The organism is Dokdonella sp. (genome assembly GCF_035703485.1).
Classification (GTDB): domain Bacteria; phylum Pseudomonadota; class Gammaproteobacteria; order Xanthomonadales; family Rhodanobacteraceae; genus Dokdonella.
In genome coordinates, this window is record NZ_DASSYD010000074.1 from 1 (window position 1) to 15327 (window position 15327).

Here is a 15327-nt window from a genome sequence, read left to right on the forward strand (position 1 = left end):
GATCTCGCAGATCGATCACGCCTTTGCTGATCGAGGCGAAATGGGTCAGAAAACTCAAACTGGCGATTGCATCGACGAGCACCTGCGGAGCCCATGAGCGGAACCCATCAAGGACCAGCGGGAAACCTGCCATGACCAGCAGGAAACAAACCACCACAGTGAGGATGAAGGCGACTACCTGATTGCGTGTCGCCGCCGAGATGCACGAACCGATGGCGAGAAACGCGCCGGCCATCAGCCACGCGCCGAGGTAGCTGGCGAAGATCACGCCGTTGTCCGGATCACCGAGATAGTTGACCGTCAGCCACAACGGAAACGTCAGCGCCAGAGCGATGCCAATGAAAGCCCAGGCGGCGAGGAACTTGCCCATGACTGCCTGCCACATCGTGATCGGCAGGGTCAGCAGCAGTTCGATGGTTCCGCTCTTGCGCTCCTCCGACCACAACCGCATCGACACGGCCGGTACGAGAAACAGATACAGCCACGGCAAAAAACTGAAGAACGGCAACAGGTCGGCCTGGCCGCGCTCGTAGAAATTGCCGAGGTAAAACGTGAAAGCACTCGACAGGACGAGAAAGATCACGATGAACACATAGGCGACCGGGGTTGCAAAATAGCTGCTCAGCTCGCGCTTGCAGACCGTAGTGATAGCGCTCATGCCTGCGCCTCCTGGGGCTTGCCCTGGGTGATCGTGCGAAACACCTCATCGAGTCGTCCGCCCTCGAGCGCAAGCTCGCGGACGACGATATGGTTGTCCTGCAATGCCTGATTGACGGCGACGAAAATCTGTTTGCCGGGCTTCGGGAACGCCGTGATGCGGCCATCCTGTGCATCGACCTCGATCGCGGCGACATCAGCGACTCGCGACAAGGCTTCCTTGGCCGCCCGGGTGTCGGCAGCGGTCAGGGAAACGGCCTGGTGGTAGCGCGATCGAGCTTCAAGCTCGGCCGGTGACGCATCGGCGAGGACGCGTCCCTTGGCGATGATGATCGCGCGACTGCATACGGCGTGAACTTCTTCGAGCACATGCGTCGAAACGATAATGGTCTTGTCCCGCGCCATCGCATTGATCAGCGTGCGTACCTCGTGCTTCTGATTCGGATCAAGGCCATCCGTGGGCTCGTCGAGAATCAGCACTTTCGGATCATGCAGGATTGCCTGGGCCAGACCGACGCGGCGCTTGAAGCCTTTCGACAAGGTCTCAATCGGCTGTTCGAGCACGCCTTCAAGATTCAAGCGACCGACCGCATCGTCGAAGCGCTTGCTGCGCAAATTGCCTGGAATGCTTCGCACATCGCTGATGAAGCTGAGGAATTGGCGCACGCTCATTTCGCCGTAGCTGGGTGCGCCTTCGGGTAGATAGCCGACCACGCGCTTGGCCTCGATCGGCTGCGTCTCGACATCGAATCCGCAGACTTTCGCGCTGCCTGACGTCGGCGCAAGAAAGCCTGCAATCATCTTCATCGTGGTCGACTTGCCGGCCCCGTTGGGGCCGAGGAAACCGAGTACCTGACCGGGCTCCACCTTGAAAGTGATGCCATCGACGGCGACCAGATCGCCGTAACGTTTTCCCAGAGCTTGGGTTTCTATCATGTTCGAATCACCCTGATATTCCAAAGTCATGCGGACTCCGCCGAATTGCGGCGGAGCGGTCATTCATCGCGGAAAATCCCCACCCATCGTTTTTCACCGGGGCAAGGAGCCGGATGGATCAACGTTCAGGGATTGCGAGCGACCCGCAATGTACCCCACGGGAAGGCAAAAAGTTCCCGACGATGGGAAAATCGTGCGAACACCCGTCTCCGCGACAAGAATCAGAGCCAATCAGGTGATGGATAACGGCGCCCCGGTCGCAGCGGGCGGAAGCATGGCGCGTCAATATAGAACCGCTCATCGTCCGTATCGGCATGCCAGCCGGGAATCCCCGATAGCGGCAAAGGCCGCTGATCTTGAGGGTCGGTCAACTCGGAACCCGCCGCAATCCTTTCAGCCATGCGCGAATCGATGTCGCGCCGGACCGATGCGACATCCGTCGACAAGCGTTCGATCGTTGCCTGGTCGGTCATCAGCACAACGCACTTGGCCACCAGCAGGCGCTGCGGCTGCAGGGCCAGCTCAAGAATCGCGTGACCGAAAACCTGCACCGCGATTCGCGAGCCCCAGGCCGAGCGCTGGTCGCGAAACAAAGCCGGCCAGTCATGCCGATCCCACAGGGCGATCAGGTTCGGATCAGCGCTCAGGACAACCGCCCCCGCTTCGTCGAAATGAGTCATTGCGTATTGTGCGCGACTACGCTCACGGCGTCCGATGCGAGCGATGCCCTTGCACTGGGCGAGGTTGAGCGCATGCTTGATGCGCGGATAACGCAGCCAGACCAGGGCATTCAGCAAGTCATGCCAGTTGTTCTCGCGCGTCGCCAGTTGGCCGCGCAGAATTCGTTCCTCATAGTGCAGACCATCGTTGAGCAGCTCCACCGATTGCACCACGAATCGCGGCCTTTCAATGCCATCGGCCTGGATCATTTTGAGGCGCAAGTCATCGAGCTCTTCAATCGTCGGCCAACGCCCGCATCGACCCGGCAGCTCGAACTGCTCGAACCAGTCATGCAGCGGCGGCTTTCCGAACAGTGAGCGATCAACCCTGTCGATGGCAGCGACGACGAGACGCAAATCTTTTACCGATGAGTGAGGTTCAAGGCGACATTGAATCAGCCTGTCGGGCTCGACCCGGCTGAGCTGCCAATGATAGCGGAAGCCCGATCTCCAACTCTCAAGCCCTCGAAAGACTTGCCGAAGCCATGCGTTGCCCGGACTCGATGATCCGCCCGCGGCGCAAACGCGATAGCATTCGCACTGTCGTGCGCAACGGAGATTGACGCTGATGCTTGGGGGATGGGTCACTCGATGGCCGGGCGTGCTTGCATTGATGCTTGCCGGCTCGGTCGCACACGCCGAGCTTCCGGCAACCGATCCGATCGGCGTATCGGGATCGACGACCGCTTCGGTCGAACTCGCCTTGCTGGCCCGACATTCGCTGGACATGCCTCATCACGTGATCCTCAGCCTCGCCGGCAACCGTGCAGAGTTGTTGCTGGCCAGGTCCGAAGCCCACCTGATGCAAGCTCTGCACGCCGTCGAACCCGCACGCGAGGCCTGGCGGGATGTCTCGCGTCTGGCCCGTGAGGTCGGCGATGCGCAAACGGAAATGCGGGCCATCGAGCAACAAGCCGAAATGACGTTGCTGCTCAGCAACTACGACGAGGCGAGCAAACTCGCTGACGCGCTCCTGTCCTTGTCCAGGCGCAGTCACTCTCGAGTCTACGAAGCGTCGGCACTTGGCTACCACGGTGTCATTGCCCGGCGCCGTGGTGATCTTGATGCCGCCCTCGAAAATTACACGGCTTCCATTCACATGCTGCGTGAAAGCGGCGACGAGTATCGTCTCGCCCTGATGCTTGGCAATCTGGGCACGGTGCTTCGTGACCGCGGAAACTTTGCCCGCTCACTCGAATTGCAACTGCAGGCACTGGCGATCCGTGAGCGCATCGGCGACTACACCGAAACCAGCCTGCGCAATATCGCCCTGCTCTACCGCGAGATCGAAGACGAAGAATCTGCGCGGCGCTACTTTGAGCGTGCGCTCGATGCCGTGGATCAACATGCCAGCCCCGAACGCTATGCGCCGATTCTCGGCAGCTATGCAAGCCTGCTCAACGATGTCGGCGACCATGCCGACGCGCTGAAGGCGGCCAGCGAAGCGCTGGTCATTGATACCAACCTCGGCAACCGCTCCAATCAGGGGCTCGAACAGCTCGAAGCGGGCCGTGCGCTGCAGGGGCTCGGTCGTTCCGAGGAAGCCTTGCATCAACTCGAGTCCGCGCTCGCCATCGGGCGCAGTCTCGGTCAGCATGAGATCGTCGCCCGCGCCCTGCTCAGCCTGGCAGAAATCAACCAGACCCTGCACAACTCGCTGCGCGCGCGCGGCATGATCGACGAAGCCATCGCCGGGCTCGAATCGGCCTTGCTGCGTCCGCAACTCGTGCAGGCCTACGCGATCCGCGAAAAAATCGCTCTTGCCGAACATGATCCGGAAGGCGCACTGCGTTATCTGCGCCGCTATTCCGAACAACGAGAACTGTTGCTTGGTACGCGCGCCAGTCGTCAGCTCAGTGATTTGCAGGCGCGCCACGCTCGCGCCGAGGCCGACAAGGATCTCGCCCTGCTGCAAAAAGACAATGAACTGCAGATGGCCCGGCTCGACAAGCAGGAGATTGATCGCCAGTTCAGTATCCTGGTCATGATCAGCCTCGGCATTGGCTTGCTCCTGATCACTTGGCGATTCTTTGGCGTACGAAAATTGAATCTGGCCCTGTATGCGAAAAATACGAAAATCGATATGCAAAGCAAGGCGCTGGCACAAGCCAACCTGCGTCTGGAACAACGTGCCAGGGAGCTCTACACGGCCGCAATCAGCGATCCACTGACCGGCGTCGACAATCGTTCACACTTGCGTGAAAGGATCGCGAGCCGGATCGAGTATTGCCGCAGCAACAGCGTCGCCCTTGCCGTATTGCTGATCGACTTCGATCGATTCAAGCAGATCAATGATCGACTCGGGCACCTGTTTGGCGACCGCGTCCTGCTCGCCGGCGTCGCCGGCATGCGTGAAGTTCTCAACGAAACCGACATCCTGGGTCGCTTCGGTGGCGAGGAATTCGTCGTTGTACTGGAAGGATCCAGGGCGCAAGACGCAGGCGAAATCGCTGAAGCGCTGCGCAAGCAGGTGCAACGCGCAATCGCCGCGCTGGACACCAATGGCATCAAGGTCACGGTCAGCATTGGTATCGCATTTCTGTCCGATCTGGACCCGGCCAGCGCCAACGTCGATACCTTGCTCAATGCCGGTGATCGGGCCATGTATCGGGCCAAGGACGCAGGCCGCGATCAGGTCGTCATGTTCGTCAATCAGGAAGACTCGAACCATGGGTGAAACTTTGAGGTTGAATAGCAGCGGCATGCAATGCGTCGGTGCGTATCGGGCCGATCCCGAAGGTCAGCCGATTGGCGGCATCGTCGTCATCCAGGAAATCTTTGGCGTCAACGCGCATATCCGTGCCGTGGTCGATGGCTTCGCCGAGGCTGGCTATGCAGCCATCGCACCGGCGTTCTTTGACCATGTCGAAAATGATGTCGAGCTCGACTATGACGCGGCCGGGATTGCTCGCGGTCGTTCGCTGGTTGCCGAACTCGATATCGATCAGGTCATGGCCGCTGTCGGTAGCGCCGCCGATTCGATTCAATCAGCGGGAAGGATCGGCGTGGTCGGCTATTGCTGGGGCGGCACGATCGCCATGTTGTCGGCCAGCCGACTTGGACTTCCTGCGGTGAGTTATTACGGCGCACGCAATGTCGCCTGGCTGCATGAAACATTCACCGCCCCGTTGCAGTTTCATTTCGGCGAAAAGGATCGGTCGATTCCGCCGGAGGCCATCGAACGTCATCGCCAATGCCTGCCGGATGCCGAGATTTACCTGTATCCGGCCGGGCACGGCTTCAATTGCGATTTGCGCAAGGACTTCGCTCCGCAAAGCGCGGCGCTTGCGCGCGAGCGTACACTGGCGTTCTTCGAGCAGAACCTGGCAGCCTGTCGGACTTGACTCGGCGGGTCTGCAAATCCGTTTGAGCGGTACATGTTTCCACCGATTTTTGACCCAAAAGCCACTATGAGCCTGCAAACCGGCGAAAATCTGCCCTCGCCCAGCCAAATTCTCGCCTCAACCGGCAAAGCCCGACAGACTGCGAGGCCTATCCTATGAAGCCTGATCATTTTGAACTCGATACGCGACTTGCCGGTGACAGCCATCCGCTGCATCGATTCGAGTTGTGTGATCTGCGTCTGATGGATGACGCCAACTACCCCTGGCTGATTCTGGTCCCGCGCCTGATCGCTGCGCGTGAATTGATCGATCTGGATGCCGAACAGCGCCATCAGTTGACTGACGAGACTGATCGAGCCGCGCATTTGCTACGCGAAGCATTCCACCCGCAAAAACTCAATGTCGCCGCGCTCGGCAATGTCGTTGCGCAATTGCATGTGCATGTCATCGCCCGATTCGAAGATGATCCGGCCTGGCCTGCACCGGTCTGGGGACGCGTCGAAGCGACGCCCTACTCGCCCGAGGCTCTGGTCGAGCGTATCGACCGGCTGCAGGCATTGCTGCGCGCGTGAGCGAGGTGTTCGCAGTCGAGACCTTGGGCGAAGACGCGCTGTTGTTGCGCTTTGGCGATGCCGTCGATGGCGCGATCAATCAGCGCGTTCATGCCTGTGTGGCAGTTCTTGAAGGCAATCGCCCGGCCTGGTTGATCGATATCGTTCCAGCCTTCGCCACGCTGGCTTTGTGCATCGATCTCGATGCATTCACGGACGCAGCCGAACCGCTTGCTGAATTGCGCCGATGGCTCGCCTCGCAACGCTTCGACAAGATTGAAGATGAACGTGCAGAAGGCACCCGCAGTCATTCAATCCGTGTTCGTTATGGTGGCGAATTCGGACCTGATCTTGAGGCGGTCGCTGCACATGCCGGGTTGAGTGCAGAAGAAGTGATCCATCGCCACAGCGCTGCCGAGTACCGTGTCGGCATGCTCGGCTTCGCACCGGGCTTTCCCTACCTGATCGGCATGCATGCCAGCTTGTCGATGCCGCGTCACGCGACCCCGCGTACGAATGTCAGCGCGGGCAGCGTCGGTATTGCCGGGGCTCAGACTGGCATCTATCCGCGCAGTGGTCCCGGTGGCTGGCAGATCATCGGCGGCACCGAGGAAGCCTTGTTCGATGCGGGACGTGAGAGCCCTGCGCTGCTGCAACCCGGCGATATCGTGCGCTTTGTCGATGCAGCCAAAGTTGGCGGAACCGCGTCGTGAGCATTGTCGTTCTCGCACCAGGAATGCTCAGCAGCGTGCAGGATCACGGACGCTGTGGCTGGCGCCACCTCGGCGTCGGTCGCTCAGGTGCGCTCGATTCGCTGTCTTTTTCGATCGCCAATCGGCTGGTCGGCAATGCAACCGATATGGCTGTCATCGAGATCACCCTGACCGGCCCACGGTTGCGCTTTGCCGAGTCGGCACGAATCGCAATTTGTGGCGCGCGAATTGATGCCAGTCTTGATGGTCAGTCGTTACCCGGTTGGCGGCGCATCGATATCCCGGCCGCCAGTGAACTGCACTTCGGCGCGTGTCGCTCGGGCGTGCGCGCCTATCTCGCGGTCGCCGGCGGATTCCTGGTCAACTCCGTGCTAGACAGTCAGAGCACCGATTTGCGCGCGGGTTTCGGCGGAATCGAAGGACGTGCACTGAAAGCAGACGATCAGTTGATCATTGGCGACGGATTTCGCCCGCAATGCGACCAGGTCAACATCGATACGCGCTGGATTGATCCTGCGCCGGATCTCGATTTCTCCAACCCGTCGATCATCCGTGTATTACCCGGCAGCGATGCTCTCGACGACGACGATGCACTGTTTGCTGACAAGTGGACGGTCGGCAACGCGAGCAATCGCCAAGGGCTGCGCCTGCAGGGCACGCCACTGCGAATCGCCGATCCGCGCGAACGAATTTCCGAGCCGGTCCTGCCCGGCACCTTGCAGTTGCCCTCGGATGGTCAACCAATCCTGTTGCTCGCCGATGCGCAGACCCACGGCGGCTATCCGCGCATCGGTCATGTCATCCGCGCCGACTGGCCACGCCTGGCCCAACTGCGACCCGGCGATGCATTGCGCTTTGTCCGCTGCGGTGCGCGCCAGGCCCAGCAATTACTGAACGAACAACGCCAGCGCCTCGCACGCATGGCAATCGCCATTGCCGCCGACGCATGACCTTTGCCGATTGCGCTGGCGCGGGCGAATGCCTGACGCTAACCATTCATGACTGCAGGCGAAGATCACACAGGATCTTGGATTCACACGGCTTTTCGTGATTGCGTCGATAGCACGCACCATTATCGATTGAGCGAAAAATCATGTGGGCTCAAGAGACAAGCGAGGACGTGTGTCATTCATGAATAATTCGAGCTAGTCTCGAAGACTTTCCCGCCGGAGTCGCACCATGTCGAAGATCCGCACCCTGCCCCTTGCCGCGCTGCTTGCCGTATTCCTGCTGGTCGGTTGTCAGCAAGCCCCGGAACCTGCGCCGACCGCACAACCGGCAGCACAATCCACCGCTCCGGCAGCCGATGAAGGCGTCATCTGGCAAGCGGCTGTCAATGGCTTCATCAATGGCTATTTCGAGCACAACCCGACTTTCGCTGCCAACGCCGGCAAGCATGAATTCGACGGCAAGCTGCCTGATTTCAGCAGTGCGGGCCTGACCGGGAATTCTCGCTGGCTGCACGCCCAGCGTGACGAAATCGCATCCTTCACCGATGACAAGCTCGATGCGCAACAGCGCTTTCAGCGCGAGTACGCACTGGCCGTCATCGATGGTCAGTTGTTCACCCTTGAAGACTCCGGATTCCCCTACAACAACCCGGCCTTCTACACTGAAACCCTGTCGCCGAGCATGTACCTGACCCGCCCCTACGCGCCGCTGGAACAACGCATGGCGGCCTTCGTCAGCTACCAGGAAGCACTGCCCAAGGCGATTGAGCAGATCCGCGCCAACATGAAGCCGCCGCTGCCGGAATCCTATGTCGACCTTGGCATCAGCACCTTCGGCGGCTATTCGACCTTCTTCGCCGATGACGTACCGGCAATCTTTGCCGATATTGCCAATGAAGATCTGCAAGCACGCTTCAAGGCATCGAATGCGGCCGCGATCAAGGCGACCCGCGACATGGCCGACTGGTACACGGCGCAGAAGCCGACCGCGACCGAGGACTTCGCTCTCGGCGCGGAGAAGTTCAGCAAGATGCTGCATGCCAGCGAACGGGTCGACATTCCACTTGATCAGCTCAAGGCCGCCGGCGAAGCCGATCTCGCGCGCAACCTCGCCTCGCTGAAATCCGCTTGCGATGAATTCGCACCCGGCAAGTCGCTGCATGAATGCATGAACAAGGTCATCAATGACAAACCCGAAGGCGGTGCAGTCGAGGGCGCGCGCCGGCAGTTGACCGAACTGCGCCAGTTCATCATCGACAAGGATCTGGTCACGATTCCGGGAACCGAAGAAGCCAGGGTCGAGGAAGCACCGCCGTTCAATCGCTGGAATATCGCTTATATCGAGATTCCTGGTCCGTACGAAACCAACCTGCCCTCGGTCTACTACATCGCACCGCCCGATCCGAGCTGGCCGAAGGCCGAGCAGGAGGCCTATATTCCGGGTCGCGACGTCCTGCTATTCACTTCAGCGCATGAAGTCTGGCCTGGCCATTTTCTGCAATTCCTCCACGCCAACCGCGCCAAATGGACGTTTGGACGTCTTTTCGTCGGCTACGCTTTCGCCGAGGGCTGGGCTCACTACACCGAGGAAATGATGTTTGACGCCGGTCTCGAAGGCGGATCGCCCGAAGCGCATATCGGCCAGCTCAGCGAAGCCTTGCTGCGCAACGTGCGTTTCATTTCCGCGATTGGCATGCACACCGGCACGATGACCATGGCCGAGTCCGAGCAGATGTTTCGCGACAAGGGCTTCCAGGACCCCGGCAACGCACGCCAGCAGGCGGCACGCGGCACCTATGATCCGGGCTTCCTCAACTACACCCTGGGCAAACTCATGATCATGCAGTTGCGCGATGACTGGATGGCCAGGCACGACGGTGCTTCCAGCCTGAAGGCTTTTCATGACGAGTTCCTGAGCTATGGCGGACCACCGATACCGCTGGTTCGCGCGCAGATGTTCGGTGGCAAGCCCGAGGCCGTGCTCTGGCAGGCGCCGAAACCCTGATGGCAGCAATCGACCGGCCACGCCGCATCGATTTCAACTGCGACCTCGGCGAGGGTTGCGGCAACGATGCGGCGATCATGCCGTGGATCAGCTCGGCCAATATCGCCTGTGGCGCGCATGCCGGCGATGAAACCAGCATGCGCGAGACCCTTCGCCTGTGCCGCGAATCCGGTGTCGCGGCCGGCGCCCATCCGGGCTATGCCGATCGCGAGCATTTTGGCCGGCGTGTTCTGCAACTGGAGCCAGCCGAAGTTGCCGAACAGATTCGCCAGCAACTGCAACGTCTCAGTGCCCTGGCCGAAGCCGAGGGCGTTGGACTGGTCCACGTCAAACCGCATGGCGCCCTGTACAACCAGGCCGCAAACGATGGGCAACTCGCCGACACGATCGCCACCGTCGTACGCGATTTCGATGATCAATTGATTCTCGTCGGCCTGGCCGACAGCGAGCTGCCGCGTGCCGGCGTCCGTGCCGGGCTACAAGTTGCACATGAGGCGTTTGCCGATCGTCGCTATCTGGCCGACGCCAGTCTCGCTCCTCGCGGCACGCCCGGCGCGGTGATCGAAGATGTCGATGTCGCCGTCGCTCAAGCGCTTTCGATCGTCAACGCGGGGCACGTCGATACGCTTGATGGCGAAAGAATCCGCATACGCTGCGACACGCTCTGCCTGCATGGCGATCGTCACGATGCGGTCGACTTTGCCAGACGATTGCGCAGCGCGTTCGCTGCCGCTGGCGTCCATATCGATCCACTCGACCAGCGCTCCTCCGGTTTGACCTCCTCCTCAATAATCGGAACCTGAAATGCCTGATGCGATCAATTTCTGGCCGTTGCTTGGCGTCGCCGTTGTCGTCGTGGGATTCGCGCTGCGGCGCAATCCGGTTCTGGTCGTCGTGGCCGCCGGTATCGCCAGCGCGCTTGGCGCCGGGATCAGCATTCCGGATCTGCTTACCCTGCTCGGCCAGACCTTCGTCGAGAACCGCGTGCTGATGTTGTTCCTGTTGACCTTGCCGGTAATCGGCCTGCTTGAACACTACGGCCTGCGTGAGCGCGCCCGGACCTGGATCGTCGGCTTTCGCGGTCTCAACCTGACCCGCTTTCAGGTTACCTATCTCGGCTTGCGCCAGTTGCTCAGCATGGTCGGGCTCAACCACGTCGCCGGCCATCCACAAACCGTGCGCCCGCTGGTTGCGCCGATGAGCGAAGCGGCCGCCGAACGCACCCTCGGTAGTGAACTGACCGACACCGAACGCGCCACCGTGCGCGCAAGCGCAGCGGCCACCGACAATGTCGGCTTGTTCTTTGGTGAGGACGTTTTCATGGCCTTCGGCGCGGTGCTGCTGATCCAGGGCTTCTACGCGCGCAACGGCATTTTTCTCGAACCACTGGCGATCTCGCTGTGGGCGCTGCCGACCGCCATAGCGGCGTTCATCATCCACAGCATTCGCATCCGCTTGCTGCAGCGACGACTCGAACGCGAGCGGGCCAAGGCCGAGGGAACGAACAATGCTGCGTCTTGAGTATCTGTACTGGCTGGTCGGCGCGTTCCTGATCGCCACCGCCTTGCTCAACCTGCGCGAGCGCAACTTCTCGATTGCCGCATTCTGGTTGATCCTGTCCGGTCCATTCGTGTTTGGTGATGCCATTCTTGCCGCAACAAAACAAGGTCAGTCGTGGCCGGCCCAGGCCATGGGCATCGGCGTCATCGCGCTAGGCCTGCTGGCTGCCCGTGGCCATCTGCGCATCAAGGCCGACGGACCGGGCGAGCAGGAGTTGCGCAACGAGTCGGCGGCGCGTCTCGGCAATCGTCTGTTCGGCCCGGCGCTGGCGATCCCGGCGTTGACTGTGGCCCTATTCCTTGCCGGCAAGTTCATGGCATCACGTGACATCGATCTGCTCGATCCAAAGAACCTGACTTTGACTGCTCTCGGCCTGGCCAGTGTTCTGGCCCTTGCTGCCGCGTTTCGGGTAACTCATGCAAAGCCCATCCAGTCCATCCATGAAGGCCGCCGCCTGCTCGACTCGCTGGGTTGGGCGGTCCTGCTGCCGATGATCCTGGCCACGCTCGGCGGCGTGTTTGCCGCAACCGGTGTCGGCGACACGATAGCCGCCCTGACCAGCGCAGTGATTCCGATCGACAGCCGCATGGCCTGCTTGCTCGCATTTGCCTTCGGCATGGTCTTCTTCACCATCATCATGGGCAATGCGTTTGCCGCGTTTCCAGTGATGATGGCGGGCATCGGCCTGCCCCTGCTCATTCTCAAGCATGACGCCGATCCGGCCACGCTCGGCGCGATCGGCATGTTGACCGGCTATTGCGGAACCCTGCTGACGCCGATGGCCGCCAACTTCAATATCGTCCCGGCCGTGCTTCTGGAACTGCCTGACCAGTACGGCGTGATCCGCTCGCAGATTCCGACCGCGCTGACCCTGATGGCAGTCAATATCCTGCTCATGGCCGTGCTGGTGTTCCGGTGAGAACGCCCGTCGTACTGGTGCTCGGCTTCGAGCCGTTTGCCGACGAGGCAATCAATCCGTCCGCGGAAATTGCACGACGACTTGATGGTGAGCTGATTGCGCAACACCACGTTGTCTCGGGAATCCTGCCGGTCACGTTCACTGACGCACCTACCCGTCTTGCCGAACTGCTCGATCAACATCGCCCGCAACTTGTCATTGCCCTCGGACAAGCGGGAGGCCGCGGCGAAATCTCGCTGGAGCGCGTGGCCATCAATCTGATCGATGCGCGCATCGCCGACAATGCCGGACTGCAACCGATCGATGCCGAAGTGTTGCACGCAGGGCCGGGCGCGTACTTTTCGACACTTCCAATCAAGGCCATCCGCGAAGAATTGGAGGCGCTGAATGTGCCATCGGCGCTCTCCCTGAGTGCCGGAACCTATGTCTGCAACCAGGTCGCCTACTGGCTTGGTCATCTGCTCGCTACCGAGCATGCGCCGACACGCGGTGGATTCATCCATGTGCCGTGGCTACCCGAGCAGGCATCACGCCACCCCGGTGAACCGAGCATGCCACTCGAGGTGATGATCAGCGGGATTCGTGCGGCCATCGAATGCAGCCTGCGCACGACCACGGATCTTCATGTCAGCGGTGGAACCACGCACTAGCCGGGACTTTTGATGTACGAGGTTGGCCTGAACCTTGACCGATCCAAAACGCGCTCGGCAACTGCTCGGCAACTGCTCCTGCGTTGTGCTGCACATGGATGTGCGAATGTCGCGGGCGCAGGATGCGCTGGAGCGACCTCTCGACCGCTTGTTCCAGACGCCGTTCTACCGCCTCCATCCTTGGAGGCTTACCTCCTGCATCCATGCAGTCGCCTGCGCAGCCATGACAAAGCGAATTCTGCCAGGCTCGCGCTTTTGGCTTTGGCTTTGCTCTTCGCTTTGGCGCGCACGATGCGCGCTCAACGGGGTCCCCTCGACCGCGGCGAGGTTGCGGAGGACCAGCCCGAAGGGTCGCCCACACGATGTGGGCGAGTTCGACGCCAGTCCAGGGATGGACTGTCGGCGAACCCCGCAGCGGCCTCGCGCACCTGGAGCACAGGGACTGTGCGTAGGGCGCGATCGCGGGGTGGCCTTTCTCTTGGTGCCTTCTCTTTACGTCGGGCTCCTGCCCTCCGCCCTGCGGGCCGGCTTCGCCGTTCGCGCCGCTCCTGCGGCGCAGTGGCCACGCAAAGAGAAGGCACTCGCTCGCCGGGAGGCGAGTGAAAACTCGGCAGGGATGCCGCGCCGCGAAGCGGCGTAAAAACCAACATGAATCAAAAAGTTGGGGCCTCGCCTCAGCGCAGGCAAAACTGTCACTAACCTGACGCAAACCAGGCAAACCAATAGTCCGATCAGCAACCCTCACCCTTCTTGTTCACCCGGCTGACTTCAATGACAAACTCACCGGTTTCAAGGTAGGGCAAGCGGACTTTGACCGCATCGGTCGAATAGTAATAGCCACCCTTGCTCGACGCCTTGAGCTTGTCGCGCGAACGCGATTCGTAGAATTTTCCAGGGGCCGACGATGGCGTCGCGACCGCGAAACGTCGGACATTTTCGAGGTTGACACAAGCCAGCAGTCGAGTCGGCTTGAACGGTCTGATGTCAATTTCGAGCGGCTCGACGATCGTGCTGTCGGTGACTTTCCCGTTGTCGTCAAGCACGTAAAGTACCGGCTTGAACACCGCGTTGCCGCGACCATTCGGATTGCTGTCGGCAATAACCTGAATGCGTACAGCGACATGCTTGAACTCGCGCTGCAGCTCGATCTCCCGATAGCGGCTTTTCCCTTTCGGAAATTTTCTCTGCTCGGAATCGGGAACGATCACGACACGCTCGGCTCGATCGAGGCCGAGCAGAACAACGCCATGCTCCGGAGCCTTCTTCGGGCGCGGCTTGCTTGGCTGTTCGCCGAAAAGGCGATCCTTCCACGCTGTGAACGGATTCACCGCCTGTGCTGACCCAGGCATTGCGATCATGCAAACCAGGGCCAGTCCGATGGCGAAAACGATGCTGCGCTCGCGCATCGGACGCAAGCTCGCTTTTACAGCACTCGGGTTGATCGCGCCCGAATCAATCGGGCGAGCGACGCTACTCCTTCGCCAGCGGCTCGAGATCGCCGCCATCGTCGGTGAAGGTTTCCAGTTGCAGGGTACTGCCGATGCTGGCAACCGAATCTCGCTGTTCATCTGTCGCCTTGCTACTCTTGCTACGACCATTCTTGAGAACAATTCCGGTAATTTTCTTGGTCTCTTTAAGGTCACTGACATAGCCGAAAAGTTCAGCCTTGCCGAAGGTGTAACCGTCAACCTGGTAGCGATTCTCCTTGACCGGCTTCACCACGACGCGACCATCCTCGATGCTGCCTGCCTGGGCGGCGGTAGCGAGAAACAAGCTCATCACGAGCATCAACAGCAGTGTTTGCATCTTGCCGAACAGATTATTCATCGAATTTCCTTGTTGGTCGAACCGGTTCACTCAACGTCTGAAGCCTGGTCAGCTCGGGTGGTGCCAGTCACGGGAGTAGTGGTCGTGCGAATCTCGTTGATCTCGCCCTTTTCCTCGATATACGCGGTAAATCCGAGGGCGACCGCGATCTGCGCGAGCGAAACGATATGCGTATCCTTGATCCGATTCTTTTCACCGCGCTTGAGCAGAACCGTACTCATCGGCAGATTCTGTTCCTTGCGGTAGTTCAGTGCGGCGCGCAAGTCGTTTGGCGTCAATGGCACGTCCTGAAAATCGAACTGGCCTTCCTTTTCTGCAGTCAGGGTCACGTCAAAACTGCTCGGCAGATTGACCGGCGCTCTTGCCGCATCGGTGCGAGTGCCCTTGGCGCAGGCAGAGAGGATCACGGCAAGGAAGACCATCGCCAGCAGACGCAGTGAACGATTGAAAGCAGCCTGCGACATAAACGGACTCTCCAGATCAGAAATAGACGCCA

16 protein-coding genes are annotated in these 15327 nt (G+C 60.4%); 10 read left to right on the forward strand and 6 right to left on the reverse strand.

What is annotated here, in order from left to right; all coding sequences use genetic code 11:
• From VFN25_RS05515 to VFN25_RS05525, 3 genes are all read right to left on the reverse strand, one after another.
• Nucleotides 1–658 (reverse strand): ABC transporter permease subunit (locus VFN25_RS05515; protein ID WP_325139663.1); only part of this gene is annotated, 658 nt, incomplete at its 3' end.
• Nucleotides 655–1593: an ABC transporter ATP-binding protein gene (locus tag VFN25_RS05520; protein WP_325139694.1), complete on the reverse strand. Its 939-nt coding sequence runs from the start codon at nt 1591–1593 to the stop codon at nt 655–657. The genes VFN25_RS05520 and VFN25_RS05515, both read right to left, overlap by 4 nt.
• A 221-nt stretch (nt 1594–1814) precedes the next feature.
• Nucleotides 1815–2669: a DUF3025 domain-containing protein gene (locus tag VFN25_RS05525; protein ID WP_325139665.1), complete on the reverse strand. Its 855-nt coding sequence runs from the start codon at nt 2667–2669 to the stop codon at nt 1815–1817.
• A 244-nt stretch (nt 2670–2913) separates the two neighbouring features.
• Here VFN25_RS05525 and VFN25_RS05530 point away from each other — a divergent pair, with 244 nt between their 5' ends.
• The 10 genes from VFN25_RS05530 (at nt 2914) to pcp (ending at nt 13004) form a co-directional block, all read left to right on the forward strand.
• Nucleotides 2914–4989, forward strand: coding sequence for a tetratricopeptide repeat-containing diguanylate cyclase (locus VFN25_RS05530; RefSeq protein ID WP_325139667.1), 2076 nt, complete (start codon nt 2914–2916; stop codon nt 4987–4989).
• Nucleotides 4982–5656 carry a dienelactone hydrolase family protein gene (locus VFN25_RS05535; RefSeq protein ID WP_325139669.1) on the forward strand — a complete coding sequence of 225 codons (675 nt, stop codon included), beginning with the start codon at nt 4982–4984 and terminating at the stop codon, nt 5654–5656. Before VFN25_RS05530 ends, VFN25_RS05535 begins: the two co-directional genes overlap by 8 nt.
• A 155-nt stretch (nt 5657–5811) precedes the next feature.
• Nucleotides 5812–6228, forward strand: a complete 417-nt coding sequence (locus VFN25_RS05540; protein ID WP_325139671.1) for an HIT family protein — start codon at nt 5812–5814, stop codon at nt 6226–6228.
• A complete protein-coding gene (gene pxpB, locus VFN25_RS05545) occupies nt 6225–6920 on the forward strand; it encodes a 5-oxoprolinase subunit PxpB (protein ID WP_325139673.1) in 696 nt (231 codons plus the stop codon). The genes VFN25_RS05540 and pxpB overlap by 4 nt, the downstream gene beginning before the upstream one ends.
• A complete protein-coding gene (locus tag VFN25_RS05550; protein WP_325139675.1) occupies nt 6917–7870 on the forward strand; it encodes a biotin-dependent carboxyltransferase family protein in 954 nt (317 codons plus the stop codon). The genes pxpB and VFN25_RS05550 overlap by 4 nt, the downstream gene beginning before the upstream one ends.
• A 229-nt stretch (nt 7871–8099) precedes the next feature.
• The gene (locus VFN25_RS05555) at nt 8100–9875 is read left to right on the forward strand and encodes a DUF885 domain-containing protein (protein WP_325139677.1); all 1776 of its coding nucleotides are present in this window, start codon (nt 8100–8102) and stop codon (nt 9873–9875) included.
• Nucleotides 9875–10678 (forward strand): 5-oxoprolinase subunit PxpA, encoded by an 804-nt coding sequence (locus VFN25_RS05560; protein ID WP_325139679.1) that lies wholly within the window; start codon nt 9875–9877, stop codon nt 10676–10678. Before VFN25_RS05555 ends, VFN25_RS05560 begins: the two co-directional genes overlap by 1 nt.
• Nucleotide 10679: 1 nt before the next feature.
• The gene (locus VFN25_RS05565; protein ID WP_325139681.1) at nt 10680–11396 is read left to right on the forward strand and encodes a DUF969 domain-containing protein; all 717 of its coding nucleotides are present in this window, start codon (nt 10680–10682) and stop codon (nt 11394–11396) included.
• Complete coding sequence (locus VFN25_RS05570) at nt 11383–12354, forward strand: DUF979 domain-containing protein (RefSeq protein WP_325139684.1); 972 nt, start codon at nt 11383–11385, stop codon at nt 12352–12354. The genes VFN25_RS05565 and VFN25_RS05570 overlap by 14 nt, the downstream gene beginning before the upstream one ends.
• On the forward strand, nt 12351–13004 hold the full coding sequence (gene pcp, locus VFN25_RS05575; RefSeq protein WP_325139686.1) for a pyroglutamyl-peptidase I: 654 nt from the start codon (nt 12351–12353) through the stop codon (nt 13002–13004). The genes VFN25_RS05570 and pcp overlap by 4 nt, the downstream gene beginning before the upstream one ends.
• Nucleotides 13005–13735: 731 nt before the next feature.
• On the opposite strand, the gene VFN25_RS05580 is transcribed toward pcp, so the two are convergent.
• The 3 genes from VFN25_RS05580 to VFN25_RS05590 form a co-directional block, all read right to left on the reverse strand.
• Nucleotides 13736–14410, reverse strand: coding sequence for a hypothetical protein (locus tag VFN25_RS05580; protein WP_325139688.1), 675 nt, complete (start codon nt 14408–14410; stop codon nt 13736–13738).
• Between the two features lie 64 nt (nt 14411–14474).
• Nucleotides 14475–14831 (reverse strand): hypothetical protein, encoded by a 357-nt coding sequence (locus VFN25_RS05585; protein ID WP_325139690.1) that lies wholly within the window; start codon nt 14829–14831, stop codon nt 14475–14477.
• A gap of 26 nt (nt 14832–14857) precedes the next feature.
• The coding region (locus tag VFN25_RS05590; protein WP_325139692.1) for a hypothetical protein at nt 14858–15327 on the reverse strand (470 nt) is incomplete at its 5' end.

What these genes read in the sequence shown, in the direction of transcription:
- VFN25_RS05580 (WP_325139688.1), bottom strand. Translation starts at nt 14,410, where the DNA reads ATGCGCGAGCGCAGCATCGTTTTCGCCATCGGACTGGCCCTGGTTTGC.
- VFN25_RS05570 (WP_325139684.1), top strand. Translation starts at nt 11,383, where the DNA reads ATGCTGCGTCTTGAGTATCTGTACTGGCTGGTCGGCGCGTTCCTGATC.
- VFN25_RS05555 (WP_325139677.1), top strand. Translation starts at nt 8,100, where the DNA reads ATGTCGAAGATCCGCACCCTGCCCCTTGCCGCGCTGCTTGCCGTATTC.
- VFN25_RS05535 (WP_325139669.1), top strand. Translation starts at nt 4,982, where the DNA reads ATGGGTGAAACTTTGAGGTTGAATAGCAGCGGCATGCAATGCGTCGGT.
- VFN25_RS05585 (WP_325139690.1), bottom strand. Translation starts at nt 14,831, where the DNA reads ATGAATAATCTGTTCGGCAAGATGCAAACACTGCTGTTGATGCTCGTG.
- VFN25_RS05540 (WP_325139671.1), top strand. Translation starts at nt 5,812, where the DNA reads ATGAAGCCTGATCATTTTGAACTCGATACGCGACTTGCCGGTGACAGC.
- VFN25_RS05520 (WP_325139694.1), bottom strand. Translation starts at nt 1,593, where the DNA reads ATGATAGAAACCCAAGCTCTGGGAAAACGTTACGGCGATCTGGTCGCC.
- VFN25_RS05565 (WP_325139681.1), top strand. Translation starts at nt 10,680, where the DNA reads ATGCCTGATGCGATCAATTTCTGGCCGTTGCTTGGCGTCGCCGTTGTC.
- VFN25_RS05560 (WP_325139679.1), top strand. Translation starts at nt 9,875, where the DNA reads ATGGCAGCAATCGACCGGCCACGCCGCATCGATTTCAACTGCGACCTC.